The sequence below is a fragment of the Streptomyces sp. NPDC029159 genome, assembly GCF_055564055.1.
Genome location: NZ_JBVHWT010000021.1, coordinates 57,142 through 81,407 on the forward strand (window position 1 = coordinate 57,142; position 24,266 = coordinate 81,407).

Annotated in this window: 27 protein-coding genes and 1 pseudogene; 15 read left to right on the forward strand and 13 right to left on the reverse strand. The window is 74.7% G+C overall.

Features of this window, described 5'->3' with window-relative positions; all coding sequences use genetic code 11:
- Positions 1-78 precede the first annotated feature (78 nt).
- Positions 79-1,992, reverse strand: a complete 1,914-nt coding sequence (locus tag ACZ4U4_RS29295) for an ABC transporter ATP-binding protein (RefSeq protein WP_467880466.1) — start codon at positions 1,990-1,992, stop codon at positions 79-81.
- A 402-nt stretch (positions 1,993-2,394) separates the two neighbouring features.
- Here ACZ4U4_RS29295 and ACZ4U4_RS29300 point away from each other — a divergent pair, with 402 nt between their 5' ends.
- Positions 2,395-2,778, forward strand: coding sequence for an STAS domain-containing protein (locus ACZ4U4_RS29300; RefSeq protein ID WP_467880468.1), 384 nt, complete (start codon positions 2,395-2,397; stop codon positions 2,776-2,778).
- Between the two features lie 56 nt (positions 2,779-2,834).
- The gene (locus tag ACZ4U4_RS29305; protein WP_467880471.1) at positions 2,835-3,323 is read left to right on the forward strand and encodes a glutathione peroxidase; all 489 of its coding nucleotides are present in this window, start codon (positions 2,835-2,837) and stop codon (positions 3,321-3,323) included.
- Between the two features lie 106 nt (positions 3,324-3,429).
- On the opposite strand, the gene ACZ4U4_RS29310 is transcribed toward ACZ4U4_RS29305, so the two are convergent.
- Positions 3,430-3,729 (reverse strand): hypothetical protein, encoded by a 300-nt coding sequence (locus ACZ4U4_RS29310; RefSeq protein WP_467880474.1) that lies wholly within the window; start codon positions 3,727-3,729, stop codon positions 3,430-3,432.
- A 619-nt stretch (positions 3,730-4,348) separates the two neighbouring features.
- Here ACZ4U4_RS29310 and ACZ4U4_RS29315 point away from each other — a divergent pair.
- Both ACZ4U4_RS29315 and ACZ4U4_RS29320 read left to right on the forward strand, forming a co-directional pair.
- Positions 4,349-4,705 carry an ArsR/SmtB family transcription factor gene (locus ACZ4U4_RS29315; RefSeq protein ID WP_467880476.1) on the forward strand — a complete coding sequence of 119 codons (357 nt, stop codon included), beginning with the start codon at positions 4,349-4,351 and terminating at the stop codon, positions 4,703-4,705.
- Positions 4,706-5,123: 418 nt separating this feature from the next.
- Complete coding sequence (locus ACZ4U4_RS29320; RefSeq protein WP_467880479.1) at positions 5,124-5,324, forward strand: DUF6126 family protein; 201 nt, start codon at positions 5,124-5,126, stop codon at positions 5,322-5,324.
- 139 nt (positions 5,325-5,463) lie between these two features.
- Here the strand turns inward: ACZ4U4_RS29320 and ACZ4U4_RS29325 are convergent, their stop codons facing one another.
- Positions 5,464-6,138, reverse strand: coding sequence for a CDP-alcohol phosphatidyltransferase family protein (locus ACZ4U4_RS29325; RefSeq protein ID WP_467880482.1), 675 nt, complete (start codon positions 6,136-6,138; stop codon positions 5,464-5,466).
- Positions 6,139-6,315: 177 nt separating this feature from the next.
- Here ACZ4U4_RS29325 and ACZ4U4_RS29330 point away from each other — a divergent pair, with 177 nt between their 5' ends.
- From ACZ4U4_RS29330 to ACZ4U4_RS29350, 5 genes are all read left to right on the forward strand, one after another.
- Entirely contained in the window at positions 6,316-7,305 is a 990-nt protein-coding gene (locus tag ACZ4U4_RS29330) for a zinc-dependent alcohol dehydrogenase (RefSeq protein WP_467880485.1), read from the forward strand.
- Positions 7,306-7,377: 72 nt separating this feature from the next.
- Positions 7,378-7,776 (forward strand): 6-pyruvoyl trahydropterin synthase family protein, encoded by a 399-nt coding sequence (locus ACZ4U4_RS29335; RefSeq protein ID WP_467880488.1) that lies wholly within the window; start codon positions 7,378-7,380, stop codon positions 7,774-7,776.
- Complete coding sequence (locus ACZ4U4_RS29340) at positions 7,773-8,882, forward strand: glycosyltransferase family 4 protein (protein ID WP_467880490.1); 1,110 nt, start codon at positions 7,773-7,775, stop codon at positions 8,880-8,882. The genes ACZ4U4_RS29335 and ACZ4U4_RS29340 overlap by 4 nt, the downstream gene beginning before the upstream one ends.
- Positions 8,879-9,727: a methyltransferase domain-containing protein gene (locus tag ACZ4U4_RS29345; protein WP_467880492.1), complete on the forward strand. Its 849-nt coding sequence runs from the start codon at positions 8,879-8,881 to the stop codon at positions 9,725-9,727. Before ACZ4U4_RS29340 ends, ACZ4U4_RS29345 begins: the two co-directional genes overlap by 4 nt.
- Entirely contained in the window at positions 9,727-10,731 is a 1,005-nt protein-coding gene (locus ACZ4U4_RS29350; protein ID WP_467880493.1) for a lysylphosphatidylglycerol synthase transmembrane domain-containing protein, read from the forward strand. The genes ACZ4U4_RS29345 and ACZ4U4_RS29350 overlap by 1 nt, the downstream gene beginning before the upstream one ends.
- Positions 10,732-10,830: 99 nt before the next feature.
- Here ACZ4U4_RS29350 and ACZ4U4_RS29355 read toward each other — a convergent pair.
- Together ACZ4U4_RS29355 and ACZ4U4_RS29360 are read right to left on the reverse strand one after the other, a co-directional pair.
- Positions 10,831-11,499 (reverse strand): annotated as a pseudogene (locus tag ACZ4U4_RS29355) (RibD family protein); the annotation flags it as partial.
- Positions 11,500-11,596: 97 nt separating this feature from the next.
- Positions 11,597-12,346 carry a creatininase family protein gene (locus ACZ4U4_RS29360; RefSeq protein ID WP_467880495.1) on the reverse strand — a complete coding sequence of 250 codons (750 nt, stop codon included), beginning with the start codon at positions 12,344-12,346 and terminating at the stop codon, positions 11,597-11,599.
- Positions 12,347-12,557: 211 nt separating this feature from the next.
- Between ACZ4U4_RS29360 and ribA the strand changes: the two genes are divergently transcribed.
- A complete protein-coding gene (gene ribA / locus ACZ4U4_RS29365) occupies positions 12,558-13,214 on the forward strand; it encodes a GTP cyclohydrolase II (protein WP_467880498.1) in 657 nt (218 codons plus the stop codon).
- Positions 13,215-13,360: 146 nt separating this feature from the next.
- Positions 13,361-13,801 carry an SPW repeat protein gene (locus tag ACZ4U4_RS29370; RefSeq protein WP_467880501.1) on the forward strand — a complete coding sequence of 147 codons (441 nt, stop codon included), beginning with the start codon at positions 13,361-13,363 and terminating at the stop codon, positions 13,799-13,801.
- Positions 13,802-13,886: 85 nt separating this feature from the next.
- Here ACZ4U4_RS29370 and ACZ4U4_RS29375 read toward each other — a convergent pair whose 3' ends face one another.
- Together ACZ4U4_RS29375 and ACZ4U4_RS29380 are read right to left on the reverse strand one after the other, a co-directional pair.
- Positions 13,887-15,149, reverse strand: a complete 1,263-nt coding sequence (locus ACZ4U4_RS29375; RefSeq protein WP_467880504.1) for a cation:proton antiporter — start codon at positions 15,147-15,149, stop codon at positions 13,887-13,889.
- Positions 15,150-15,155: 6 nt separating this feature from the next.
- Positions 15,156-15,641 carry a cation:proton antiporter regulatory subunit gene (locus tag ACZ4U4_RS29380; RefSeq protein ID WP_467880507.1) on the reverse strand — a complete coding sequence of 162 codons (486 nt, stop codon included), beginning with the start codon at positions 15,639-15,641 and terminating at the stop codon, positions 15,156-15,158.
- Between the two features lie 696 nt (positions 15,642-16,337).
- Here ACZ4U4_RS29380 and ACZ4U4_RS29385 point away from each other — a divergent pair.
- Positions 16,338-17,390: an enoyl-CoA hydratase/isomerase family protein gene (locus tag ACZ4U4_RS29385; protein ID WP_467880509.1), complete on the forward strand. Its 1,053-nt coding sequence runs from the start codon at positions 16,338-16,340 to the stop codon at positions 17,388-17,390.
- Positions 17,391-17,397: 7 nt separating this feature from the next.
- On the opposite strand, the gene ACZ4U4_RS29390 is transcribed toward ACZ4U4_RS29385, so the two are convergent.
- The 6 genes from ACZ4U4_RS29390 to ACZ4U4_RS29415 all read right to left on the reverse strand — a co-directional run bounded on the left by ACZ4U4_RS29390 (position 17,398) and on the right by ACZ4U4_RS29415 (position 21,886).
- Positions 17,398-18,417 (reverse strand): serine hydrolase domain-containing protein, encoded by a 1,020-nt coding sequence (locus ACZ4U4_RS29390; protein WP_467880512.1) that lies wholly within the window; start codon positions 18,415-18,417, stop codon positions 17,398-17,400.
- Positions 18,418-18,419: 2 nt separating this feature from the next.
- The gene (locus ACZ4U4_RS29395) at positions 18,420-19,343 is read right to left on the reverse strand and encodes a DUF6895 family protein (protein WP_467880514.1); all 924 of its coding nucleotides are present in this window, start codon (positions 19,341-19,343) and stop codon (positions 18,420-18,422) included.
- Complete coding sequence (locus ACZ4U4_RS29400) at positions 19,340-20,317, reverse strand: DUF6895 family protein (protein ID WP_467880517.1); 978 nt, start codon at positions 20,315-20,317, stop codon at positions 19,340-19,342. The genes ACZ4U4_RS29395 and ACZ4U4_RS29400 overlap by 4 nt, the downstream gene beginning before the upstream one ends.
- On the reverse strand, positions 20,314-20,976 hold the full coding sequence (locus ACZ4U4_RS29405) for a hypothetical protein (protein ID WP_467880521.1): 663 nt from the start codon (positions 20,974-20,976) through the stop codon (positions 20,314-20,316). The genes ACZ4U4_RS29400 and ACZ4U4_RS29405 overlap by 4 nt, the downstream gene beginning before the upstream one ends.
- 50 nt (positions 20,977-21,026) lie before the next feature.
- Complete coding sequence (locus ACZ4U4_RS29410; protein WP_467880523.1) at positions 21,027-21,212, reverse strand: hypothetical protein; 186 nt, start codon at positions 21,210-21,212, stop codon at positions 21,027-21,029.
- 323 nt (positions 21,213-21,535) lie between these two features.
- Positions 21,536-21,886, reverse strand: coding sequence for a nuclear transport factor 2 family protein (locus ACZ4U4_RS29415; protein WP_467880529.1), 351 nt, complete (start codon positions 21,884-21,886; stop codon positions 21,536-21,538).
- A gap of 117 nt (positions 21,887-22,003) precedes the next feature.
- Here ACZ4U4_RS29415 and ACZ4U4_RS29420 point away from each other — a divergent pair, with 117 nt between their 5' ends.
- The 3 genes from ACZ4U4_RS29420 (at position 22,004) to modA (ending at position 24,151) form a co-directional block, all read left to right on the forward strand.
- Positions 22,004-22,780, forward strand: a complete 777-nt coding sequence (locus ACZ4U4_RS29420) for a helix-turn-helix domain-containing protein (RefSeq protein ID WP_467880531.1) — start codon at positions 22,004-22,006, stop codon at positions 22,778-22,780.
- Between the two features lie 130 nt (positions 22,781-22,910).
- On the forward strand, positions 22,911-23,303 hold the full coding sequence (locus tag ACZ4U4_RS29425; RefSeq protein ID WP_467880533.1) for a TOBE domain-containing protein: 393 nt from the start codon (positions 22,911-22,913) through the stop codon (positions 23,301-23,303).
- Between the two features lie 68 nt (positions 23,304-23,371).
- Positions 23,372-24,151: a molybdate ABC transporter substrate-binding protein gene (gene modA, locus ACZ4U4_RS29430; protein ID WP_467880535.1), complete on the forward strand. Its 780-nt coding sequence runs from the start codon at positions 23,372-23,374 to the stop codon at positions 24,149-24,151.
- The last annotated feature ends 115 nt before the right edge of the window (positions 24,152-24,266 follow it).

A 24,266-nucleotide genomic window follows, 5' to 3' on the forward strand; every position in this document is an offset into this window, starting at 1 on the left:
ACCGTTCCGGGGGCCCGGGGACGGCTGAGCGGCCGAACGCCGCACCCCGCAGGCGGGAGCGCGGCGTTCCGGTCCGGCTCAGCCCACCAGGGAGGACGCCCCGGCGGCGCCGGTGGTCTCCGGCCCGTCGGAGCCGTCCGCGAACTGGGTGCGGTACAGCTCGGCATACCGCCCGTCCGCGGCGAGCAGCGTCTCGTGCGTGCCGCGTTCGACGATGTGGCCGCCCTCGACCACCAGGATCTCGTCGGCGGCGCGGACCGTGGAGAGACGGTGCGCGATGACCACGGAGGTGCGGCCGGCCAGCGCCTCGGTGAGGGCTTCCTGCACCGCCGCCTCCGAGCTGTTGTCCAGATGGGCGGTGGCCTCGTCCAGGATCACCACCCGGGGCCGGGCGAGCAGCAGCCGGGCGATGGTCAGGCGCTGGCGTTCGCCGCCGGAGAGGCGGTAGCCGCGTTCGCCGACGACGGTGTCCAGACCGTCCGGCAGCGACCGGACCAGCTCCGCCAGCCGGGCCCGGCCCAGCGCGTCCCACAGGTCGTCCTCGGTGGCGCCGTCCCGGGCGAACAGCAGATTCTCCCGGATCGTGTCGTGGAAGAGATGGCCGTCCTGGGTGACCATGCCGAGCGTGTCGCGCAGCGAATCCGCAGTCAGCTCCCGGACGTCGACCCCGCCGATCCGCACCGCCCCGGCGTCCGTGTCGTACAGCCGCGGCAGGAGCTGCGCGATGGTCGACTTCCCGGCGCCCGAGGAGCCGACGAGGGCGACCATGCGGCCCGGTTCGGCGCGGAAGGAGATGTCGTGCAGGACGCGTTCGCCGCCGCGGGTGTCGAGCGTGGCGACCTCCTCCAGGGAGGCCAGCGACACCTTGTCGGCGGACGGGTAGGCGAAACGTACGGCGTCGAACTCGACGGAGACCGGGCCCTCGGGGACCGCGCGGGCCTCCGGATGCTCCGTGATCAGCGGCTTCAGGTCGAGCACCTCGAAGACCCGCTCGAAGCTGACCAGCGCGCTCATCACCTCGATGTGCGCACCGGACAGCGCGGTCAGCGGGGCGTAGAGGCGGGTCAGCAGCAGCGCGAGGGAGACGACCGCGCCGGGCTCCAGGCTGCCGAGGAGCGCCAGATAGCCGCCGAGCCCGTAGACGACGGCCAGTGCCAGCGCGGAGACGAGGGTGAGGGCGGTGACGAAGGACGTCTGCACCATCGCGGTGCGCACGCCGATGTCCCGGACCCGGGCGGCCCGCGCGGCGAACTCCGCGGACTCCCGGGAGGGCCGCCCCAGCAGTTTGACGAGGGTGGCGCCGGGCGCGGAGAACCGCTCCGTCATCCGGGTGCCCATCGCGGCGTTGTGGTCGGCGCCCTCCCGGCGCAGCGCGGCCAGCCGCCGCCCCACCCGGCGGGCGGGCAGCACGAACACCGGCAGCAGCACCAGCGCGATCAGCGTGATCTGCCAGGACAGACCGAGCATCACCACGAGCGTCAGCAGCAGCGTCACCAGATTGCTGACCACACCGGAGAGGGTGTCGCTGAACGCCCGCTGCGCGCCGATCACATCGTTGTTCAGGCGGCTGACGAGGGCGCCGGTGCGGGTCCGGGTGAAGAAGGCGACCGGCATCCGCTGGACGTGGTCGTACACGGTGGTGCGCAGGTCCAGGATCAGCCCCTCGCCGATGCTCGCCGACAGCCACCGGGTGAGCAGCCCGAGCCCCGCCTCGGCGAGCGCGATCACCGCGATGACCGCCGCGATGCCCAGGACGAGTCCGGTGGACCCGTGGTGGACGATCGCATCGACGACCCGCCCGGCGAGCAGCGGCGTCACCACCGCCCCCGCCGCGGTGACGGTGCTCAGGATGAGGAACCACACCAGACGGCGGCGGTGCGGTCGGGCGAACGCGGCGATCCGGCGCAGCGTGGCGCGCGACAGGCGCCGGGTGCCCTGCTGTGCGTACACCGTGCCGTGCAGCGCGTGCCAGGCGGTCACTTCCATGTCCATCGCGGTCTCCTGTCATCGGTACGTCAAGGCCGCCGCGGCGTGGCGGCGGTGCAACGGAAACCTAGAACCTCAAGCATTGTTGAGGTCAAGGGGTGGCGGGCGCGCCGCCCGTCGGCCGGCTTTCCCCGTTGCGTTGCGGCCGGATCGCGCCAACCTCGTCCCCCGGGGCTCGGGCCGGGACTTGACGCCGCGTCCAACGGGTAGTCCGTAGACACCCGCGGCACATCCGTACACCCGGCACACGCGGCGCACGGTTCACTCCGGCGCCCGGCCGCGGCGAACAACGAGCGCCACCGGCGGCCGGAAGCACCCGGTCCGCGGTGACACCCCCACATCCTCCGCACGCCTTCGCCGTCTGCGGGTGGCGAAAACGCGCGCCCCGGCACGGAAGAGGGACGGGCGATGAGAGACGACCACACCCCCGTACGGCCGTACCTCGGCCGGACCGACACGACCGACGGCGTCACCGTCGTCGCACTCCACGGCGAACTGGACCTCCTCGCGGCCCGCGTCCTCGCCGTCACACTCGACGACCTGACCGGCACCCGCCGCCCCGACCTGGTGCTGAACCTCCAGGCGGTGACCTTCATCGACTGCTCCGGACTGTCGCTGCTGTGCCGCGCCCGCCACCGGGTGCGCGCCGCCTCCGGCAGGCTGCGCCTGGCCGGGATCACCCCCGGCGACGCGGTGAGCCGGTTGCTCGAACTGACCGGTCTGACCGACGCCTTCGACCGCCTGGAGCCGGACGGGGCGCCCGGCCATGACGCGCCGGCGGGCCGGTGGTGAGTCCGGTCCGCGCCGGGCCGCCGCCACCGGGGTGCGGCGGGCTACGCTCCCTTGCCATGTCCGTTCACACAGTGGAAATCGACGCCCTCCAGGGCGGCCCCGCCGATCTGGCCCAGTACCGCGGCAAGGCCGTCCTCCTCGTCAACGTCGCCTCGAAATGCGGCCTCACCCCGCAGTACGCCGCACTGGAGCGGCTGCACGCGCAGTACGCGCCGCGCGGCTTCACCGTCCTCGGCGTGCCCTGCAACCAGTTCATGGGCCAGGAGCCCGGCACCGCCGACGAGATCGCGCAGTTCTGCTCCGCGACGTACGGCGTCACCTTCCCGATGACCGAGAAGATCGACGTCAACGGCGCCACCCGGCACGCCCTGTACGACCAGCTGGCCGACACGCCCGACGCGGAGGGGTACGCCGGGGACATCCGGTGGAACTTCGAAAAATTCGTGCTCGGCACGGACGGTTCCGTCGTCGCGCGCTTCGCCCCGCAGACCGAACCGGATGCCCCGGAGGTCGTCGCCGCCATCGAGGCGCAGCTGCCCGCATGAGGGGCCGGCGCGCGTCCGTCGCGGCGGGCGCGCGCCGCTGAGCGGCGGTGTCGCCGCCCCGGCGCGCGCCCGGCAGGCCGTAGTTGGCGGCGCGGAGGGTGAGACGTCACTCCTCGGCGCGCCGGGCGCCGGGGCCCTTCGGTGGTGCGTCGTGGCGGCGGGAGCGGGGGATGATGCGTTCCTCGTCCGCGGGGGTGGGTGGGCGCCGGTCACCGGGGTGCGGCGGTGGGTCGGTCGGGGGCCAGGCGGCCGGGGACGGCGCACCGGACCGCCACTCCCGCAGCAGTTGGTCGAAGATCGGTGTGGCCTCCTCCCGGTGCCCGGGCTGTGGCGCCGGGGCCGTGGGCGGTGACGGGGGGAGAGCGCGGCGCCGGGACGGGGGGCCGGCGTTCTGCTTGGCGTCCATGACCGGGCTCAACCAGCCGACCCACCCGCGGGTTGCGGGCGCACCACCCGGACCGCCGTAGATGTGCCTGCGCCGGTGACGGGCAGAAGATACGTTCCCGCGCGTGCCGCGGTTGACATGCCACCCCACCGGGCAGGCGGCCCACTGCCGCCCCGGCCCGGAAGTGCGGGGCGGGGCCGGTCCGGCGGGCGGAGCGTGACGCCGGACGGGTGGCGGGAAGCGGGGCCGCGGGAGAGGGGTGTACATGCTGTCAAGGCGATCTTCGGCCGGTCCTCCTCCGGGTGACCGGTGGCGGGGGAGCGGTGATTCCTCCGGCGTACGGGCGTGTGTCCCCTCCCGGGATACCGAAGGGTGTCGTGAACATGCCCGATGTGTCGGATGTCCCCCGTCGGAAAGGCGTCCCGATCGGCCCCTGCCTGCCCATGGGCGGCCGGATGTCGTCTACAGTTGCAGAAGTCTGCAATTCAACAGTTGGTGTGGTTGTCGGCGGACCGTGAGCGGAGGCATGCGTGGGCGGATGGGCCGGAGCGGCAGGGGAGCGGTCCCGGGATGCCCGGCGCCCCGCGGCACGGGCGCCGCACCGACCGCACCAGCGCCCCGCCGCGGCGGGAGCCCCCTCATGAACGACCCCCGGATGCCGCTGTACGAGGCGAAGGCCGCATTCTTCCGGGCGCTCGGCCACCCCGTACGCATCCGTGTGCTGGAGCTGCTGCAGGAGGGCCCGTTGCCGGTGCGGCAGCTGCGCGGCGCGGTCGGCGTCGGACCGGCGGCACTCTCCCAGCAGCTCGCGGTCCTGCGCCGCTCCGGCATCGTCACCGCCACCCGCACGGGCACCACGGTCGTCTACGAACTGGCCGGCGGCGATGTGGCCGGTCTGCTGGGTGCCGCCCGCCGGACCCTCCCCGTGGTCCTGACCGGCCACGGCGACCTCACCGCCGGACCGGCCGGGCAGCCCCGCGTCCAGGAGGCGTCATGAGCGGAACGGGAGCGGGCGGAGCGGACGTGGACGGAGCAGGGATGAGCGGGATGCGGCGCCGGACGCACGCCGTCGGCGCACCGCCGACGGATGTGGCCGGGAGCGTCGCGCGGCGGTCCGCCCGAGCGGCGCGCCGGGCGACGGCCGTCCACCGCGACCGGGGCAGGCCGCCCGGCGGCCTCGTCGGATGAGCGCCGTGCCCGGCGCCGCCCGGCGGAAGGGTCCGCCGCCGTGGCGCGCGGTCCACTCGCGCACCTGCCTGCCGGTCACCGATACCCCGGACTCCCGGCGCCCCTGTGCCGGCCCGCACCATCACCCGTACGACGACGGCGCGGTCGCCTCACGGGGGCCGCGCCCCTGTCCGTGGCGTCCGCCCGGCGGGCGTACCGCGCCCCGGTGCGGGGTGCGGCGGCGCGCCGTGCCCACGAGGCGGCGCACCGGCCGGCCCATCGGCCGCCCGCTGGTCCGGCCGTCGCCGCCGCCGCGTGTCCTCGCGCTGATCTCCCGGCGCAAGGAACACGCGACCACCCGCCAGGTACTGCTCTACATAGCCGTCGGCCATCTCGTCGCCGGGTTCCTGGTGTTGGTGATCTACCTGGGGCGCCACGCGGGCACCTGACGTCCGGCACGCCGGAGGCCGGCAGCCCTGAGCGGGGCTGCCGACCAGGGCCTGGCCGGAGGTGCTGTCGCGCCGGGCGGCGAACGCACCGCGCCCCGTAAGGGAATCGGCCCCGTCAGTGCTCCGTCCGCCCGCGGGCTCACCCCGCCGTGGCCGGGCGTGCCCGGGTGTGCCACAGCCACCGCACGTCCCGGCCGAACGACCACACCAGCGCCGCCAGCGCCAGGCCGACCGCCGTCGCCGACACCGGCCGCGGCAGCAGATCCGCGCCGGCCGCGACCAGCACGACGCCCTGCAGCGCCGCCACCGTCTTCCGTGCCGTGCTCGGCGGCAGCGGCGCCCGCAGCCACGGCGCGGCCCACGCCGCGGCCACGAACACGTACCGCATGGCGCCGATCGCCAGCACCCACGGGCCCAGCGACATCGACACGAAGACGCACAGCACCAGGATCAGGAAGGCGTCGACCTCCATGTCGAAGCGTGCGCCCAGCGCCGTCGCGGTGCCGGTACGGCGCGCGACCTTCCCGTCCACGGCGTCCAGCACCAGCGCCACCGACGCCAGCGCGACCAGCACCGCGACCGGCGCGTGGCGCCCGAACGAGTCGGCGACCAGCGCCGTCACGCCTCCCACCAGCGTCGCGCGGGCCAGCGTCACCCGGTTCGCCGCGCCGAACCGGCGCGCCCAGGAGCGGCGCAGCGCCAGAGTGAGGACGGCCCAGGTGCCCACCGCGAACGCCGCGCCCGCCAGCCACCCGGCGGGCCCCAGCCCCACCGCGGTGCACAGCGCCACGAGCAGAAGTATCTGCGCCCCCATTCCCGCCGTCGTCTCCTGCGCCAACGGCCGTGTTTTCTCGCGTTCTTGCGGTCTGTCCTGTACGGCCACCGTGCCTCCCGGAACTGTGTGGCGCGGTCGATAGGGGCCGCGTATCGTGTCCGCGGCCTCGTGATCTCCAGCATCATGAATCATCCGCGAATGTTCAGGAGGATGCCGATGAGACGCACCGCCCGGGCGTTCTGGCTGCGTTCTCCGGGGCACGGTGAAATCCGGACGGTCGGTCTGCCGTTACCCGGCCCCGATGACGTCCTGATACGCACCCTGTTCTCCGGAGTGAGCCGCGGAACCGAGACGCTGGTGTTCCGCGGCGAGGTCCCGGAAAGCCAACACGCGGCAATGCGCGCCCCGTTCCAGGAAGGCGAATTCCCCGGCCCCGTCAAGTACGGCTATCTGAACGTCGGCAGGGTCGAAGAGGGGCCCGAATCCTTGGTGGGCCGCACGGTTTTCAGTCTCGCCCCGCACCAGACCCGCCTGGTGCTCCCGGCCACCGCGGTCACCCCGCTCCCCGAGGGCCTGCCGCCCGCCCGCGCCGTCCTCGCCGGCACCGTCGAGACCGCCGTCAACGCCCTCTGGGACGCCGCCCCGCTGATCGGCGACCGGATCGCGGTGATCGGCGGCGGCATGGTCGGCTGCAGCGTCACCGCCCTCCTCGCCCGCATCCCCGGCGTCCGCGTCCAGCTCGTCGACACCGAACCGGCCCGCGCCGCCACCGCCGCCGCACTCGGCGCCGGATTCGCCTCCCCCGAGGACGCCGCGGACGGCTGCGACCTCGTCGTCCACGCCAGCGCCACCTCCGCCGGGCTCGCCCGCGGCCTCGAACTCCTCGCCCCCGAGGGCACCTTGCTCGAACTGAGCTGGTACGGCGACCGCCAGGTCACCCTGCCGCTGGGGGAGGGGTTCCACTCCCGGCGGCTGACCGTCCGCTCCAGCCAGGTCGGCGCCGTTTCCCCGGCCCGCCGCGACCGCCGCACCTTCGCCGACCGGCTCGCGCTCGCCCTCGACCTCCTCACCGACCCGGTCTTCGACGCGCTGATCACCGGCGAGAGCCCCTTCGACGAGCTGCCGCAGCTGCTGCCCCGGCTCGCCGACGGCACCCTCCCGGCCCTCTGCCACCGCCTCGTCCACCCCGACGCGGACCCCGTCTGAGACACCGCCGCGCCCCGGCCACCACACCGCCGCCCGCGCCGCGCGGCGGCCGACCTCCCGGAAGGGGAAACGTTGTTCAGCATCACCGTCCGCGACCACCTGATGATCGCCCACAGCTTCCGCGGCGAGGTCTTCGGCCCGGCCCAGCGGCTGCACGGCGCGACCTTCCTCGTGGACGCGACCTTCCGCCGCCCGGAGCTGGACGAGGACAACATCGTCGTCGACATCGGCCTCGCCACCCGCGAACTCGGCGCCGTCGTCGGTGAGCTGAACTACCGCAACCTCGACGACGAACCGGCCCTCGCGGGCATCAACACCTCCACCGAGGCGCTCGCCCGGATCATCGCCGACCGCCTCGCCGACCGGGCCCACGCAGGTCACCTCGGCGCCGGCGCCCACGGCCTGACCGGCCTCACCGTCACCCTGCACGAATCGCACATCGCCTGGGCGAGCTACGAGCGCGCCCTGTGACGGCGGAGCGCACCCCGCGCGCCGTCCATCTCGTCCTGCCCGCCACCGCCGACGACCCGGCCGCACCCAGCGGCGGCAACCACTACGACCTGCGGATCGCCCGGGAGCTGCCGGGCGCCGGCTGGCACGTCACCGGCCACCGCGCCACCGGCTCCTGGCCCCGCCCCACGCCCGCCGACCGCGCGGAACTGGCCCGCCTCCTGGCGGCGTTGCCCGACGGCGCCACCGTCCTCCTGGACGGACTGGTGGCCTGCGCCGCGCCCGACGTGCTCGCCGCCGAGGCGCACCGACTGCGCCTCGCCGTGCTGGTGCACCTCCCGCTCGCCGACGAAACCGGCCTGGACCCCGCCCTCGCCGCGGAGCTGGACGCCGCCGAACGCCGGGCCCTGCACGCCGCCCACGCGGCCGTCGCCACCAGCGCCTGGACCGCCCGCCGCCTGGTGACCCACCACGGCCTGCCGCCCGACCGCGTCCATGTCGCCGTCCCTGGCACCGACCCGGCGCCCCTCACCCCCGGCACGGACGGCGGCCACCGGCTGCTGTGCGCCGCCTCCGTCACCCCGCGCAAGGGCCAACGCCGCCTCGCCGAAGCCCTCGCCGCCCTCGCCGACCTGCCTTGGGAGTGCGTCTGCGCGGGCGCCCTGGACCGCGACCCGGCCTACACCGCCCGCCTCCGCGCCCTCGTCGCCCACCACGGCCTCGGCGACCGCTTCCACCTCACCGGCGCCCTCACCCCCGCCGCGCTCGGCGCCCGTTACGCCGCCGCCGACCTCGTCGTCCTCCCGTCGTACGCGGAGCCGTACGGCATGGTCCTCACCGAGGCGCTGGCCCGCGGCATCCCCGTCGTCGCCACCGCCGTGGACGGTATCCCGGAGGCCGTCGGCCGGGCGCCCGACGGGACGGTGCCCGGGATGCTGGTGCCCGAAGGGCCGCCGCACGCGCTGCGGGACGCGCTGGACGGCTGGCTGCGCGACCCGGGCGTGCGGCGCCCGTTGCGCGCCGCGGCGCATGCGCGGCGTGCCATGCTGACCGGGTGGGAGGAGACCTCCCGCGCTCTGGCCGGTGTACTGGAAACCCTCTCGCCCGAGCCCCGGAGGACGATGTGAGCGTGACCGACACCCCCCGATACGCGCCCCGGTGGCTGGAGTTGCGCGAACCGGCCGACGCCGCGGCCCGCGCCACCGCACCGCTCGGCCCGCTCCGCGCCCTCCTCGCCCGGAGGCGTCCGCCCGGCGCGCCGCTGACCATCCGTGACCTCGGCTGCGGCACCGGCTCGCTGGCCCGCTGGCTCGCACCCCGGCTGCCCGGCCCCCAGCACTGGATCCTCCAGGACCACGATCCGCAGCTGCTCGCCCTGGCCGCCGGATCGCTGCCGCCGGAAGCCGCCGACGGCGCCCCCGTCACCGCCGCCACCGAGTGCGCCGACCTCACCCGGCTCACCGCCGCCGACCTCGCCGGCACGGACCTGCTCACCGCCTCGGCGCTGCTCGACATGCTCACCCCGGGTGAGATCGACGCCCTCGCCGCGGCCTGCGCCGCCGCCGGCTGCCCCGCGCTGCTCACCCTCAGCGTCACCGGCCGCCCGGCGTTCACCTCGTACGATCCGCTCGACGCCGAGCTCACCGCCGCCTTCAACGACCACCAGCGCCGCACCGTCGCCGGCCGCCGGCTGCTGGGCCCCGACGCCGCCGCCACCGCCCGTGCGGCCTTCGCCCGCCGCGGCGCCTCGGTCACCACGTACGCCGCCGACTGGCAGCTGGGCCCCGGGCACCGGGAGCTGGCCGCCGTCTGGCTGCGCGGCTGGGTCGGTGCCGCCGTGGCGCAGCGGCCGGAGCTGGCCGGGGCCGCGGCCGGATATCTGCGCGGCCGGGAGGCCGAACTCGCCGCCGGGACGCTGGGCGTGACGCTCGGCCACGAAGATCTGCTGGTGCTGCCCGCCGGGGCGTCCTGATGCCACGTGCCCTCGCCGCCTGGCTGCGCACCCTGGCCGGTGCGGCGATCCTGGCGGCGCTGCTGTGGTGGCTGGGCACCGGTCCGTTCCTCGACGGACTGCGCCGCATCGACGCCCCCGCGCTCCTCGGCGCCCTCGCCATCGGCCTGTTCACCACCGCCTTCAGCGCCTGGCGCTGGTGTCTGGTCGCCCGCGGTCTGGGGCTGCGGCTGCCGCTGCGCCGTGCGCTCGCCGACTACTACCGTGCGCTCTTCCTCAACGCCGCGCTGCCCGGCGGCGTGCTGGGCGATGTGCACCGCGCGGTCGGCCACGGCCGCAGCGCCGGTGACCTCGCCCGCGGCGTCCGCGCGGTCGTCCTGGAGCGGGCCGCGGGGCAGGTGGTGCTCTGCGCCGTCGGGGCGTTGGCGCTGTTCGTCCAGCCGTCGCCGGCGCTCGCCGAGGTGCAGCGGCTGTTCCACACCTCCGGCGCCGACGCGGCCGCCCTCGTGCTCGGTCTGCTGCTGCTCGCCGCCGTCGCCTGGCTGTACCGGGGCCCGGCCGCCTCCCGGTGGCGCCGCGCGGTGCTGGCCTTCTGCGCCGAGGCGCGCGACGGTCTGCTGGCGAACGGCACCTGGCGCGGCGTGGCCCTCTCGTCCGTCGCGGTGCTCGCCGGGCACCTCGGCATGTTCCTGCTCGCCGCCCGCGTCGCCGGCTCCACCGCCCCGCTCGCCGTGCTCCTCCCGCTGCTGGTGCCGGCGCTGCTGGCGATGGCGCTGCCGCTGAACATCGGCGGCTGGGGCCCGCGCGAGGGCGTCGCCGCCTGGGCGTTCGGCGCCGCCGGGCTAGGCGCGGCCCAGGGCCTGGCCGTGGCCGTGGTCTACGGCGTGCTCACCCTCGTCGCCGGCCTGCCCGGCATCGGCGTGCTGATCGCCCGCGGCATCGCCGGACTGCGGCCCGCACCCGCGCAGATCGAACTCCCAGAGCGTGTCCTCACCGAGCAGGGTGCGGCGCGCCGGGGGCCGTAGCGCCCGCCGCATCACGCCCGTACCGGGAAACCGCAGCCCCGGCACGCCGTCACCGATGAGCACCGGCGCGACCGTCAGGTAGAGCCGGTCCAGCACCCCGGCCCGTACGAAGCGGGAGACGGTCTCGCCGCCGCCCTCCACCAGCACCCGGCCGAGGCCGCGGGCGGCGAGGGCGGAGAGCAGCGGGCGCGGGGCGAAGGCCGCCCGGTCGGCGACGGGCACCACTGTCACCCCGTCGCCCGGCGGCCGCCCGCGGGCCGCCGCGGTGTCCGCGCCCACCAGCCACAGCGTCGGCGCCGCCCCGTCGGTGAAGACACCCCGGCCGCGCGGCACCCGGCCCCGCGGGTCGAGCACCACCCGTACCGGATGGGCGCCCTCGCAGGCGCGGACGGTCAGCCGGGGGTCGTCGGCGGTTGCGGTGCCCGCGCCGACCAGGACCGCGTCGGACAGCGCCCGCATCCGGTGCAGATGGAGCCGGTCCTCCTCGCCGGTGACGTAGTCGGCGTCGCCGGTGCGGGTGGCGATGAACCCGTCCGCGCTCTGCCCCAGCTGCGCGAACGCGGTGCGTGGCCCGGCCAGACAGAGCGGCAGGTACCGCGCCGCGAGCGTCGCCGCCCCGGCCGGTGCGGACTGTGGCCAGGCCCAGCCGCCGTCCGGGCCGCGGCGCAGCCCGGCGCCCGGCGCGTCGGCGGCGGACCGCACGGTGAGCAGCCGTCGCCACGCGGCGGCGGTGTCCGGTGGGCCGCCGGTCCGGTTCGATCGGGTCATGCCCGCCCCTCCTCGGGCAGCGGCGGCCGCGCCCGGTGGGTGCGCGCCACCGGCTGCGGTCGGTGCACCGCTGTCCACCAGGCGGGGCGGCCCGCCGTCACCGTGCGGCCCCGGGCGTACGCCCCTCGACCGCCGCCAGGCACTCCCCGAACGACGCGACGAGCGAGTCCAGCACCCGCGCGCCCTTCGCGGCCGTCCCCAAGGAGGGCCGGCCGATCACTCCGGAGGCGGTGTACGGGGCCATGCCGAGGGTCAGCAGATGGCGGCGGTCGTCGGCGAGATGGTCGGCGCCCTCGTACCCGGGCCGGACCAGCTCCGGGTGGGCGTGCAGCAGGATCGAGGTCTCCAGCTCCCCGGCGTGCATATCGCTGTGGCTCGACGTCGCCACCCCGGCGTGGGCCGTCGCGGTGCCCCAGTCGGCCGAGCCGGGGAAGAGCGCCATCGGCAGACCGCAGCCGGCCGATTCCTGAACGGCGTTGCGCAGCACGTAATTTCCGCCGTGCCCGTTGACGAGGACCAGTCCGCGGGTTCCGGCGGCGGCGAGGGAGCGGGCGATGTCCGCCACGACGGCGTGGAGCGTCGTCGCGGAGAGACTGACCGTGCCCGGCCAGGCCGCGTGCTCCTGCGAGCAGGAGAAGGTCAGCGGCGGCAGCGGCCGGACGGGGTGGGCGGCGGCGATCTCCCGCGCCACGGTGCAGGCGATGACGGTGTCCGTGGTCAACGGCAGGTACGGGCCGTGCTGTTCGAAGCTGCCGATGGGCAGCAGCGCCACCTGGCCGGGGCGTTCGGCCCAGTCGCCGGTGGTGTCCGTCGGCAGCGGGCCCGCCGGGAGCCGGGGTGTGTCCATGCCGTGCTGCCTCTCTCCGTCCGGTCGGCGGCGCGCTCCGCCCGCGGGAGTGTGCGGTGAAGGGGGCGGTGCGCCCGTACGCCCGCAGATTACGTGCCGCCGGAGCGCGGCGGCAGGGGCGCCCGTCATCTCCCGTACACCGCCGTGGAGTTGGCGGCCATAGTTCCCGCGTACCCCGCGGAATTCCCCTTCCGGGAGGTACGATCCCGGCATGACCGAACACGATGTCGTGTCCCGCGATTCCGCTCAACGACCCGGTGTGGAACGCGTGGTGGAGGTCCGCTTGCCCACGTCCTCCGGGGAATTCACGGCGGTCGGCTATCGCGACCGGATATCCGGTGAGGAACAGCTGGCGCTGGTGCACGGCGAGGTCGCCGGGGGACGGACACTGACCCGCTTGCATTCCGAGTGCCTGACCGGAGATGTCTTCGCCTCCCGGCACTGCGAATGCGGGGAGCAATTGGCCGCCGCGCTCCGGGAGATCGTTGCGGAAGGCCGCGGAATTCTGGTCTATCTCCAAGGACACGAGGGCCGCGGAATCGGACTGCTGGCGAAACTGCGGGCGATGAAACTCCAGGGGGAGGGGCTGGACACCGTCGAGGCGAACCTCGCGCTCGGGCTGCCGGTCGACGCCCGTGACTACCGTGTGGCCGCCGACATCCTGCACGACCTCGGCGTCACCTCCGTGCGCCTGCTGTCGAACAATCCGCTCAAGCGGGAAGCGCTGGTGGCCCACGGCATCGGCGTCGCGGCGCAGGTGCCGCTGCTGATGGAGCCGCGCCCGGAGAACATCCGCTACCTCCGCGCCAAGCGGGAGCGGCTCGCCCACGACCTGCCGCATCTGGACGGTCTGCTCGGCCGCTCCTGACCGGGGACGCCTCCCGCTCGCCGGGTACCCGCGCGGAACCTCCGCCCGCCACCCCTACACATAAAGGCCACATAAGTGCAGAATGGTGATGTGTGGCCCATTGCCACGCGAAACGGCCAGGCTTGCGGACGAAGGAGGCGAGTCGGATGGCCGACGTCTCACACCACAGGGGAGACCTCGCAGGTCACCCCGATGTATCGGAGATGCAGGCCCGGTACGACCGGGTGCTCGGCGGGCGCGACGTGGCCCTCGTGGACGGACCGGTGTTCCTCGTCGGCCTGTTCTGCGCGGTCTCGCCGTGGATCGTGCACTTCACGGCCGCCCAGCCGGCGCTGATGACCCACAACCTGATCATGGGTATAGCCATCGCCGCACTGGGTATCGGCTTCGCCGTCCGGCCCGCCCGGATGTACGGGCTGAGCTGGGCGATGTGCCTGATGGGCGCCTGGATGATCATCGCGCCCTGGATCGTCGGCAGCGGCCCGAGCGCGCGCGTGATCTGGACCAACGCCATCATCGGCGGTCTGACGTGTCTGCTGGGGCTGATCTGCGTCGCGGTGTCCGGCCGGAGCCGCCACCGCGCCTGATCTGCCCGCACGGCCGGAAACCGTGCGGAAAGCCCGACGGCCGGCGCCCCTCGTGGGCGCCGGCCGGCGTCGTGTGCGGGATGCGTCAGCCGCGGGTGCGGGCCGTGTCACCCGGAGTGGCCGGGGACTCCTCGGCGGCCGGTTCGGGCGCCGCCGCGGGTGCGGGCACCGCCCCCGCCACGGCCGGGGTGCGGCCGAGCAGCCGGGTCGCGCGGCGCGCCACCGGCTCCGTGAAACGGGCGGCCAGCGGCCCGAGGATCACCAGGATCAGGACGTACGCGGTGGCCAGCGGGCCGATACGGGGCTCCACGCCGACCGCGAGACCGGCGATGACGATCGAGAACTCGCCGCGGGCCACCAGCGTGCCGCCGGTCCGCCAGCGTCCCGCCGTACGGACCCCGGCGCGGCGGGCCGCGAACCAGCCGGTCGCGACCTTGGTGCAGGCGGTGATCACGGCCAGGATCAGCGCCGGGACGAGCACCGGCGGGATCGCCGCCGGGTCCGTGTTGAGGCCGAAGAAGACGAAGAACACCGCGGCGAAGAGGTCCCGCATCGGCGCCAGCAGATGGTGCGCGCCCTCGGCCACCTCACCGGAGAGCGCGATGCCGACGAGGAACGCGCCGACCGCCGCCGACACCTGCAGCTGCTGCGCGACCCCGGCGACCAGCACCGTCAGGCCCAGCACCACCAGCAGCAGCATCTCCGGGTTGTCCGAGGAGACCGCCCGGCTGATCAGTCTGCCGTGCCGCAGCGCCACGTAGAGGACCGCGCCGACCGTACCGAGCGAGATCAGCAGGGTCAGGCTGCCGCCCGCCAGGCTCAGCCCGGCCAGCAGCGCGGTCAGCAGCGGCAGGTAGACCGCCATCGCCAGGTCCTCGATGACGAGGACGCCGAGGATCACCGGGGTCTCGCGGTTGCCCAGCCGGCCGAGATCGCCGAGCACCTTGGCGATCACGCCCGACGACGAGATCCAGGTGACACCGGCCAGCGCCACCGCGGCCACCGGCCCCCACCCGAGCACCAGCGCGGCCGCCGCGCCCGGCACGGCGTTCAGCGCGAAGTCGACGATTCCGGAGGGATATTGCGTCTTGAGGTTGGTGACCAGCTCCGAGGCGCTGTACTCCAGTCCCAGGAGGAGCAGCAGCAGGATGACGCCGATCTCGGCGCCGGTGGAGACGAATTCCTCACTGGCGTTGAGCGGCAGCAGCCCCCCGTGGCCGAAGGCGAGTCCGGCGAGCAGGTAGAGCGGAATCGGTGAGAATCCCACCCGCCCCGCAAGCCGGCCGAGTATGCCCAGGCCGAGGATGATGGCCCCGAGTTCGATGAGCAGCGCGGTGGTGTCGTGCACGGGCGGTTACCCTCCGGTGATCAATGCGGCGACGGCGTCCACGCCTTCCCGGGTGCCGACCACGACGAGGGTGTCGCCGATCGCGAAACGGAAGTCCGGGGTGGGCGAGGGCACGGCGTCGGTACGGCGCAGAACGGCGACGATGGACGCGCCGGTGCGGGTGCGGGCCGCGGTGGCCCCCAGGGTCCGCCCGGCGTACGGGGATCGTTTGGTGACCGGGATGTGTTCGGTGACCAGATCGATCTCGGGGTGCTGGTGGATATGGGCGACGGGGTCGGGGAAGAGGAGCTTGGACAGCGCGCTCGCCTCCTGCGGCGCGAGTGCCACGGAGTCCTGGCAGCTGTCCTCGTCCTGCGGGTCGTGGAAGGCGAGGATGCGGCGGCCGTCCTGGTGGGCGACGACCGAGACATGCCGCCCGCCGTCCGTGTCGAGGTCGTAGCGGGTGCCGACCCCGGGTAGGGCGGTCTTGCCGACGTGGGCCGATGGCTCCATGGAGGTGCTCCCTGCGGGGTGCGTTACAGCGTTGCGGGCGTGCGAGGCCCCTGGCCGGACGGACCGGTGGGACCGGCCGTCACTGGTCAGGCATTGTGCAGCATCCGGCGCCGGCGACCGGGGCCGGGCGGAGCGGGCCCCGAAGGAGGTGAGCTGGCGTCAGCCGGCGCAGGACATATCGGGAATGCCGCTGCGTGCGCAAGGCGCGAGACGTGGCCTGCGGTGCGGGACGAAACCGTGCGCATGGGCGGAGGTCCGCCGGACCCGGCGTGGCCGGACCGCGTCGGAGCCGGCGCCGTGCGGGCGGGCGCCGGAGCCGGCGGATGCGGCGGGGACAACGGGGGGAGTGGCGGTGGTCGGCATGTCCGTCCCTCCCGTCGTCCCGGACGTACGGCCGCCGACCACGGAACGGGTGACGGCCGCACAACAGTGCGTTGTCGGCCCCGGCAGTTTAACCCAGCCGTAAATGGCCGGATTTGGACGGTAATGGGGTGTCGGAACCGGGTGAGGACCCGGCCCGACGCTCCCGCGGACGGCGTCTCCCGGCCACGGAATCCGTCCGGCGGCCGCCCGCGGACCTGCACCGTCTGATGGAGTGGGGGCGTCACCGACCGTCCGCGGCCCGCGGGCGCCGTACCGCTGGAAGGACCGACGAGAGATGCCGTTCACCACCCCGCAGCGCACCGGAGACGCCCGATGACCGCCACCGACGACTCCGTACTGCGCCGCACCGAGGGCCACGCCGGACACCTCACCCTCAACCGGCCCCGGGCGCTCAACTCCCTCACCCACGGCATGGTGCGCCACCTGTCCGCCGCGCTCGACGCGTGGCGGGACGACCCGGCCGTCGCCACCGTGGTGCTCTCCGGGGCGGGCGAGCGCGGGCTCTGCGCGGGCGGCGACATCCGCGCCATCCACGACGACGCCCGCGACGGTGACGGCGCCGCCGCCCGCGCGTTCTGGCGCGACGAGTACCGCCTCAACGCACAGATCGCCCGCTACCCCAAGCCGTTCGTCGCGTTCATGGACGGCATCGTGATGGGCGGCGGCGTCGGCGTCTCCGCGCACGGCGCCGTCCGGATCGTCACCGAACGCTCCCGCGTCGCCATGCCGGAGACCGCCATCGGCTTCGTCCCCGACGTCGGCGGACTCCATCTGCTGGCCGCCGCCCCCGGCGAACTCGGCACCCACCTCGCCCTCACCGGCACCCCGATGACCGCCGGCGACGCCCTGCTGTGCGGGCTGGCCGACCACTACGTGCCCGCCGCCCGCCTCCCGGAGCTGGCCGCCGCCCTCGCCACCGGCGAGGTGGACGAGACCGTGGCCCGGTTCGCCGAGCTCGCGCCCCCCGCCGAACTCGCCGACCACCGCGGCTGGATCGACGCCTGCTACGCCGCCGACACCGTCGAGGAGATCGTCGACCGGCTGGAGCACAGCGGGGAACCGGCGGCCAAGAGCGCCGCGCAGTCCCTGCTGGAGCTCTCGCCGACCTCCCTGAAGGTCACCCTCGCCGCGCTGCGCCGGGTGCGCCGCCTCGGCTCCCTGGAGCGCGTCCTCGACCAGGACTACCGCGTGGCCTCCGCGGCGCTCGCCTCGCCCGACCTGGTGGAGGGCATCCGCGCCCGCATCGTCGACAAGGACCGCGCGCCCCGCTGGTCACCGGCGCGCCTGGAGGACGTCACCGACGGCGAGGTCGCCCGGCACTTCCGCTCGCTGGGCCCGGACGAACTCGGCCTCGCGGGCGGCTGACCGCCGCTCAGCCCCGGGCCGCGTCGCCGCCCAGCGTGTACAGCAGCGCGTACGCGGTCTCCGTCAGGCGGCAGGCGCGGCCGCGCCGGGTGGCGACGGCGGCCACGCCCGTGCCGCTCGCCGGATGGAAGCCGACGAACGCCTGCTGCCCGAAGGTCGCCCCCATGTGGAAGAGGAGCGGGCCGCCCGGCGCCGGATGCTGGAACCACGTCAGCGTATGGGTGTGCGGGCGCCCCGCGCCCCGCCGCAGCTGCGGCACCTGCACCGCGCGCACCGCGCCGGCCAGCGGCGTCGCCCCGGGGACCAGATGGGCCTCCAGATAGGTGAGCAGATCGCCGGGGGTGGCGCGGACCGCCGCCGCCGGGGCGAACGCGCCCATCGAACCGGGCGGTACGGGCGTGTGGCCGTCCGCCCGGTGCCCCAGCGCATCGGTGCCCGTGGTCCCGGGCTCCAGCGCCGTCCCGGTCAGCCCGAGCGGGGCCAGCACCCGGTGGGTCAGCAGCGCGGCGAAGGCGGTGCCGGTGGCGCGAGTCAGGGCGCAGCCCAGCAGCGCCAGGCCGAAGTTGGAGTAGTGCCAGCGGGTCCCGGGAAGCCGCGGCCGGGCGCGGGCGAAGCTGTGCAGCAGCCGGTCGGTGCCGTAGCCGTGGTAGCCGTTGGCGTACGGCTGGAGCAGCGCGCCGGGCAGCAGCTCGCGCGGCACCCGCGGCAGGCCCGACGTATGGGTGGCCAGATGGCGCAGTGTGATGCGGTGCGCGGCGTCGTGCGGCGGAGCGTGGCGGGGGAGCCGGTCGGTCAGCCGGTCGTCGATGCCCAGCGCCCCGTCCTGGACGAGCGTGGCCAGCAGCAGCACGGTGAACGTCTTGCTGAGCGAGCCGAGTTCGTAACGGAGTGCCTGGCGGCCGCCGGGCGGGGGCGGGGCGGTGCCGCCGCTCAGCACGGTGCGGGCGCCGCGGCGGGTGACGGCGACCACCACGTCCGGCGCGTCGACGGCGGCGACGGCGTCCGCCACCCGGTCCGTGAGCGCCACCGTCACAGCGCGTTCGCCAGCGCCCGTGAGGTGGCCATCGCGGAGGCGAACGCGGCGACCAGCGTCGGGTGGTGCACGATGTCGAAGACCGTGGCGGCGTCGCCGTCCGGCATCTCCCGCTGGAGCGGCATCGCCCCGCCCGCGTCCTGCGCCGCCGCGAACCGCTCCCACACCTCCGCGTCCAGCGACGGCCGCGGCAGACAGGCGTCGACGAAGAGGAGCTCGCCCAGCAGATCCCAGTGGCCCAGATCCGCCCAGTCCTCCAGCCACGCCGGGAGGTAGCGGGTGAGGTAGTCGGCGATCTGCGGCGGGATCCGCTCGGGCGCCGCGCCCCAGTTGGTGAGGTGGAAGACGGTGTGGGTCACGTCGTACGCGATGTGGAGCTGCACCGTCCACGGCTCGGGGCGCTGCGCCAGCCAGGTGCGGGAGAACGCCCGGCCGAAGTCGCCGCTCGGCGTCAGCCCCAGCTTGCGTTCGGCGTTGAGCACGCCGAGGCGCCGGTTGGGCACCATCTCCAGCGCCGACCAGCTCTGCGTCCGCCGCGCCGTCGCGATCGCCCGCTCCAGCCCGGGGTGACGGTGGCCCAGCTCGTGGAAGCTGCCGTAGATCTCCAGTGGGACGGGGGAGAACGGCTCGTCGTGCTGGAGCGCGGCCAGGACGTTGCCGCCGTCGAGCAGCTCACGCCAGGCGAAGTCGAGGAGCTGCCCGGCGCGGTTGCGCTGCTGCGATCCGGCCACCCCCTCCCGGAACAGGACCCGCATGTTGATCACCAGCTCACCGACCGGCTTGAGCCGTTCCAGGAGCGCACGGTTGGTGGCGCGGTCCTCGGACGTCAGCCGGAAGTGCTCACGGTGGGCGTCGAGCCAGGTCAGGGCCCGGTCGCCGACGCGGTGCAGCAGCGCCGGGGGCGCGGCCGTAACGGTCACGGTGCTGCCTCGCCTTCCCGGCCGGCGGTGGTGCCCGCCGTGCCGGTGGAGTCGTCGGGGACGGTGCCGGTGCCGACGCGGGCGAGCGTGGCGGCGAACGCGGTCACCAGGGTCGAGTGGTAGCAGAAGAGGAACGGATCGTCGCGGTACGGGCCGTCCGCCGTGTCGCCCCGCTCCGGCACCCCGCCGTCCGGTCGCTGCGCCGCGGCCAGCCGGCGCCAGGCGTCCGCCGGGTACCAGGGCCGGGGCAGACACGCGGCGACCGCGAGGAGTTCCCCCACCAGGTCCCACAGCTCCCGCTCCAGCTCGCCCTCCAGCCAGCAGGGCAGCCAGAGCCGCAGATACGCGGCGAACGGCGCGGCCATCCGGTGGCGGGCGCGCCCCCAGTCGGTGAGGTGGAAGACGTCATGGGTGAGGCCGTACGCGGCCCGCAGGTCCAGCAGCCAGGGTTCGGCGCGTACCCCCAGACCGGTCAGCGCGAAGACCGCGGCGGGGTCGGCGTGGAGCGGCAGTCCGATCCGCCGCTCGGCGCCCAGGACGCTGAGCGTACGGGTGTGATCGCCGCCCGCCACCCGCCAGCGGCGCAGCCCGGTGACGGTGGGGAGCAGCGCGTCGGCCTCCGGATGGCGCAGCCCGGCGCGGGCGAAGACGCCGTACAGCTCCACCGGGTACACCGCCTGCGGCTCGTTCCGCAGCAGAGCGACGTGGAGCGCGCCCTGCCCGAACTGCTCCCAGGCGAACGCGAACAGCTCCGCGGCCGCCTCCCGCACGTCGGCACGCGGGTGCAGCTCCTCGATGATCCGGGCGATTTCGGCCAGTTCGCCCAGGGGTTTGAGGGTGAGGTTGGGGTCGGCGTCGGTGGCGACGTCGGCGGGCAGCCGGAAGCGGTCGCGGTACGCGCCGAGCCAGCTCAGGGCGCCCGCGGTGACGGAATCCAGCAGCGCGGTGTCCGCCGCCGGCGGCGGGCCGCTCACTCCCCCCGCCCGTAGAAGCACCGGGCGGCGACGAGGTGCAGGGCCACCCGGGCGTCACCGCCGCCCATGTGCCCGATGAACGCGAGACCGGCGTCCAGCCCGAGCGTCGGCGGTACTCCGGGCAACCGCGCCAGCCAGCGGCCGAGCCCGGCTGCCTGGAGCCAGTCCCGGCGGCGCACCGCGCGGACGAAGCCGCGGGCGAGATCGTCGGTACGGGTGGTCAGCGCGTCGGCGAGCGCGGGGGAGAGGCCCGGCAGCGCCAGCGCGGCGAGTTGGGAGGCGCGGTGGGCGAGCTTGGGCCAGGGGTCGGCCTCGATCCAGCCCGATGCGGCGTCCGGCGGTTGCGGCCAGTGGTCGGGCCCGCCGGGCAGGAACGCATGGGACGCCTCGACCAGGCCCCGGTAGCTCCAGACCGAGACCGCCGAGGCGTCGGCGCCGGGCGGGAAGGCGGCCAGCGCCGCCCGGACGACGCCGCGGTCCTCGTGTCCCGCGGCCGGAACGTGGTGGTCCGCCGCGTACGGCGCGAGCGCGTCGGCGCCCAGGACGCGGACGGCCGCCGGCGCCAGCGCATCGCTCTGCCGCAGCACACGGGAGAGCGCATAAGGGCCGCCCTCACCCCGTAGGGCGAGGGCGACCCCTGATGCGGCATCGGCGATCACGGTACTCAGGGATCCGGATCCCTCGGCCTGATCTACCAACGCACTACCTTTCAGCGCGCATCCGGCTTGGGGCGGGGCGTCGGAGGTGAGGCGAGCAGCGCTCCGAGGAGCAGCGCCGCCCCGGCGCACTCGCGGGTGTCCCGGAAGACGCCGTCCGGTTCGGCGGAGTCCAGCAGGTCCTCGACCTCGACGGCGAGGGTCACCGACTCGACCGAAGCTGTGCGATCCATGCTCATGGGATCATCTCCTTCTACGGCAGTGCCTCAACTCTTACATCACCCCTAACCACCCGCAATCCGAAGAAACGGGCAATTCGACCGTCCGGGTTCCGGAAGGCCGGGAGGGCGACGGCACGTCAGGCCCGCCCGAGCCGGGGCCCGGACCCCGCAAACGCGGAAGCAGGCCACCGCGGGATGCGGGGCCTGCTTCCGCCACTCCGCCGACGATCCTTGCTCTGGTGGGGTGAGCGGGCCGCCTGGCTGGGTGAATGTACGTCAGGAGCGCTTGTGCGCAGGGCGGTTGGCGAACGGGTGGCCGCCGCGCCCCTGTCGCGCCCCCCTTATGCCGGCACCTTGTCCAGGAAGCCGTGGACGTCCTGGATCCGGCCCGCCTCGTCCAGTACGAGGACGTCGAAGCCGATCACCAGCGGCTCGGCACCCTCCGGGCCCAGGCCCCAGCGGAAGCGGACCTGGCGGTGGTGCGCGTCGACCTCGCCGACCTGCGTGAACACGAACCCCGGGAACTGCGTGTGGACGCCGTCGACGACCGCCGCGATCCCGTCGTGACCGGCGACCTCCGCCAGCGGGTCGGTGTAGGTCGCCTCGGGCGACCAGTGTGCGGCGAGCAGCTCCGCCCGCTCGTCGCCGGCGGCGTTCCAGGTGGCCAGGTACTGCTGCACGACAGCCTGCATGGTGTTTCTCCCGTTCGTTCCGTTGGGCTGATGACCGAAATCCTGGCCCGGTCCGGTCGTCCGGACCATGACCTCGGAGGTCATGGCCGTGCGGACACGAACACCTAGGCTCCTGGTATGAGCGTCGCAGTCGAAGTTCCTCCGGTCGGTGCACTGTTGCGTACCTGGCGCGAGCGCCGCCGGTTCAGCCAGCAGGAGCTGTCCAACCGCTCGCGGGTCTCCACCCGGCACCTCAGCCGGGTCGAGACCGGCAAGGCGCACCCGACACCGGAGATGCTGATGCATCTCTCCGACAACCTCGACGTACCCCTGCGGGAGCGCAACCGTCTCCTGCTGGCCGCCGGATACGCCCCGCGCTACCAGGACCGCGCCTGGGACGACGCCTCGATCACGGTGGTGATGGACGGTCTGCGCCGCCTCCTCGACGCCCATCTGCCCTACCCCGCACTCCTGTTGGACGACCACTGGGACATCGTCGACGCCAACGCCGCCGTCGATCAGCTGCTGGCCGGCTGCGCGCCGGAGCTGCTGGAGCCGCCGGTCAACGTGGTCCGGGTCTGCCTCCACCCCGACGGGCTGGCCCGCCGGATCGGCAACCTCGCGGAGTGGGGCGGCCATCTCCTCCAGCAGGTGAGCCACCGCGCCGAGCGCACCCACGACCCGCGCCACCGCGAGCTGGCCACGGAGATCGCCGGATACCGTGGCGCCCCCGACACCGCCGCTTCCACGGGCCCGGTCATCACCCTCGAAATCGACGTCGACGGCCACCCGCTCCGCTTCTTCAGCACCTCCGCCACCCTCAGCACCGCCACCGACGCCGCCCTGGAAGGGCTCCACCTGGAAACCTTCCTGCCTGCCGACGAGGAGACCCGGCGCCTGTTCGACCGGCGGTAGGAAGGGGCGTACGGGCTCCGGACCGGGCGGGCGCAGCCGCCGGAGGAACCTCCGAGCCACCTCGCATCTGCCCTGGTTGATCACCCGAAGGGATTGCAGATGCGCGAGAATCCCGCATATCTTTCCGCATATGCAGTCCTACACCATCGGCCGCGCGGCGCGGCTGCTGGGCGTCAGCCCGGACACCGCACGCCGCTGGGCCGACGCCGGGCGGATCGCCACCCACCGCGACGAGAGCGGCCGCCGGATGATCGACGGCCGTGACCTCGCCGCCTTCGCCGTCGAGAACGGCCGCGGCGACACCGACGAGGAGGGGTCCTACACCTCGGCCCGCAACGCCTTCCCCGGCATCGTCACCGCCGTCACCCTCGGCGATGTGGCGGCCCAGGTGGAGATCCAGGCCGGACCGCACCGCCTCGTCTCCCTGCTCACCCGCGAAGCCGTCGAGGAACTCGGCCTGGAGGTCGGCACGGAGGCCACCGCCCGGGTCAAGGCCACCAGCGTGCACATCGACCGCGCCTGAGCCCCGCCCGCACCCGGCGGCGCCGCCGCGCCGCCGATCCGCCCGCCCCGCCTCCCGAGGAGCCCGCCTTGCCGTCCGCCGTGACCCGCCGCCGCGCCGCCGCACTCGTGACCGCCGCCCTGCTCGTCCCGCTCGCCGCCTGCGGCAACGACAACGCGAAGGACACCAAGGACGGCGCCGCCAAGACCGAACTGACGGTCCTCGCCGCCGCCTCCCTCACCGATGTCTTCAAGACCGCGGGCGCCGCCTACGAGCACGCGCACCCCGGCACCACGGTGCACTTCTCCTTCGCCGGTTCGCAGGAGCTGGCCGCCCAGGTCCGCCAGGGCGCACCCGCCGACGCGCTGGTCACCGCCGACACCAAGACCATGGACGGGCTCCGCGCCGACACCGGAAAGCCGACCGTCATCGCCAAGAACCGCCTGGTCATCGCCGTCGGCAAGGGCAACCCGAAGAAGATCCACGAGCTGAAGGACCTCACCGGCTCCGGTGTGAAGGTGGTGCTCGCCGCCCCCGAGGTGCCCGTCGGCCGGTACAGCGAGCAGGTCCTCGACAAGCAGCACCTGGCGGTCAAGCCGGTCTCCCAGGAGCCCAACGTCCGTGCGGTGCTCAGCAAGGTCGAACTCGGCGAGGCGGACGCCGGGATCGTCTACCGGACGGACGCGGCCACCGCCCCCGGCAAGGTCGACGCCGTCGCCCTGCCCGATGCGCAGAACGCCGTCGCCGACTACCCCGCCGCCACCCTGAAGTCCTCGCAGCACACCGCCGACGCCGCCGCGTTCGTGAAGTGGCTCGCCACCCCCGAGGCCCAGCAGATCCTCCGCAAGGCCGGATTCCAGCAGCCCTGACCGCCGCCGGGGGGGGGGGGGGGGGGGGGGGGGGGGGGGGGGGAGGGGGGGTGGGGGGGGGGGGGGGGGGGGGGGGGGGGGGGGGGGGGGAGAGGGGGAGGGAGAAAACCCCGAG

Coding starts and splice junctions, on each gene's coding strand:
- ACZ4U4_RS29360 (WP_467880495.1), bottom strand. CDS start 12,346: ATGGACACACCCCGGCTCCCGGCGGGCCCGCTGCCGACGGACACCACC.
- ACZ4U4_RS29370 (WP_467880501.1), top strand. CDS start 13,361: ATGGCCGACGTCTCACACCACAGGGGAGACCTCGCAGGTCACCCCGAT.
- ACZ4U4_RS29315 (WP_467880476.1), top strand. CDS start 4,349: ATGAACGACCCCCGGATGCCGCTGTACGAGGCGAAGGCCGCATTCTTC.
- ACZ4U4_RS29350 (WP_467880493.1), top strand. CDS start 9,727: ATGCCACGTGCCCTCGCCGCCTGGCTGCGCACCCTGGCCGGTGCGGCG.
- ACZ4U4_RS29415 (WP_467880529.1), bottom strand. CDS start 21,886: ATGCAGGCTGTCGTGCAGCAGTACCTGGCCACCTGGAACGCCGCCGGC.
- ribA (WP_467880498.1), top strand. CDS start 12,558: ATGACCGAACACGATGTCGTGTCCCGCGATTCCGCTCAACGACCCGGT.
- ACZ4U4_RS29425 (WP_467880533.1), top strand. CDS start 22,911: ATGCAGTCCTACACCATCGGCCGCGCGGCGCGGCTGCTGGGCGTCAGC.
- ACZ4U4_RS29380 (WP_467880507.1), bottom strand. CDS start 15,641: ATGGAGCCATCGGCCCACGTCGGCAAGACCGCCCTACCCGGGGTCGGC.
- ACZ4U4_RS29300 (WP_467880468.1), top strand. CDS start 2,395: ATGAGAGACGACCACACCCCCGTACGGCCGTACCTCGGCCGGACCGAC.
- ACZ4U4_RS29410 (WP_467880523.1), bottom strand. CDS start 21,212: ATGAGCATGGATCGCACAGCTTCGGTCGAGTCGGTGACCCTCGCCGTC.
- ACZ4U4_RS29330 (WP_467880485.1), top strand. CDS start 6,316: ATGAGACGCACCGCCCGGGCGTTCTGGCTGCGTTCTCCGGGGCACGGT.
- ACZ4U4_RS29295 (WP_467880466.1), bottom strand. CDS start 1,992: ATGGACATGGAAGTGACCGCCTGGCACGCGCTGCACGGCACGGTGTAC.
- ACZ4U4_RS29305 (WP_467880471.1), top strand. CDS start 2,835: ATGTCCGTTCACACAGTGGAAATCGACGCCCTCCAGGGCGGCCCCGCC.
- ACZ4U4_RS29325 (WP_467880482.1), bottom strand. CDS start 6,138: ATGGGGGCGCAGATACTTCTGCTCGTGGCGCTGTGCACCGCGGTGGGG.
- ACZ4U4_RS29420 (WP_467880531.1), top strand. CDS start 22,004: ATGAGCGTCGCAGTCGAAGTTCCTCCGGTCGGTGCACTGTTGCGTACC.
- ACZ4U4_RS29310 (WP_467880474.1), bottom strand. CDS start 3,729: ATGGACGCCAAGCAGAACGCCGGCCCCCCGTCCCGGCGCCGCGCTCTC.
- ACZ4U4_RS29385 (WP_467880509.1), top strand. CDS start 16,338: ATGACCGCCACCGACGACTCCGTACTGCGCCGCACCGAGGGCCACGCC.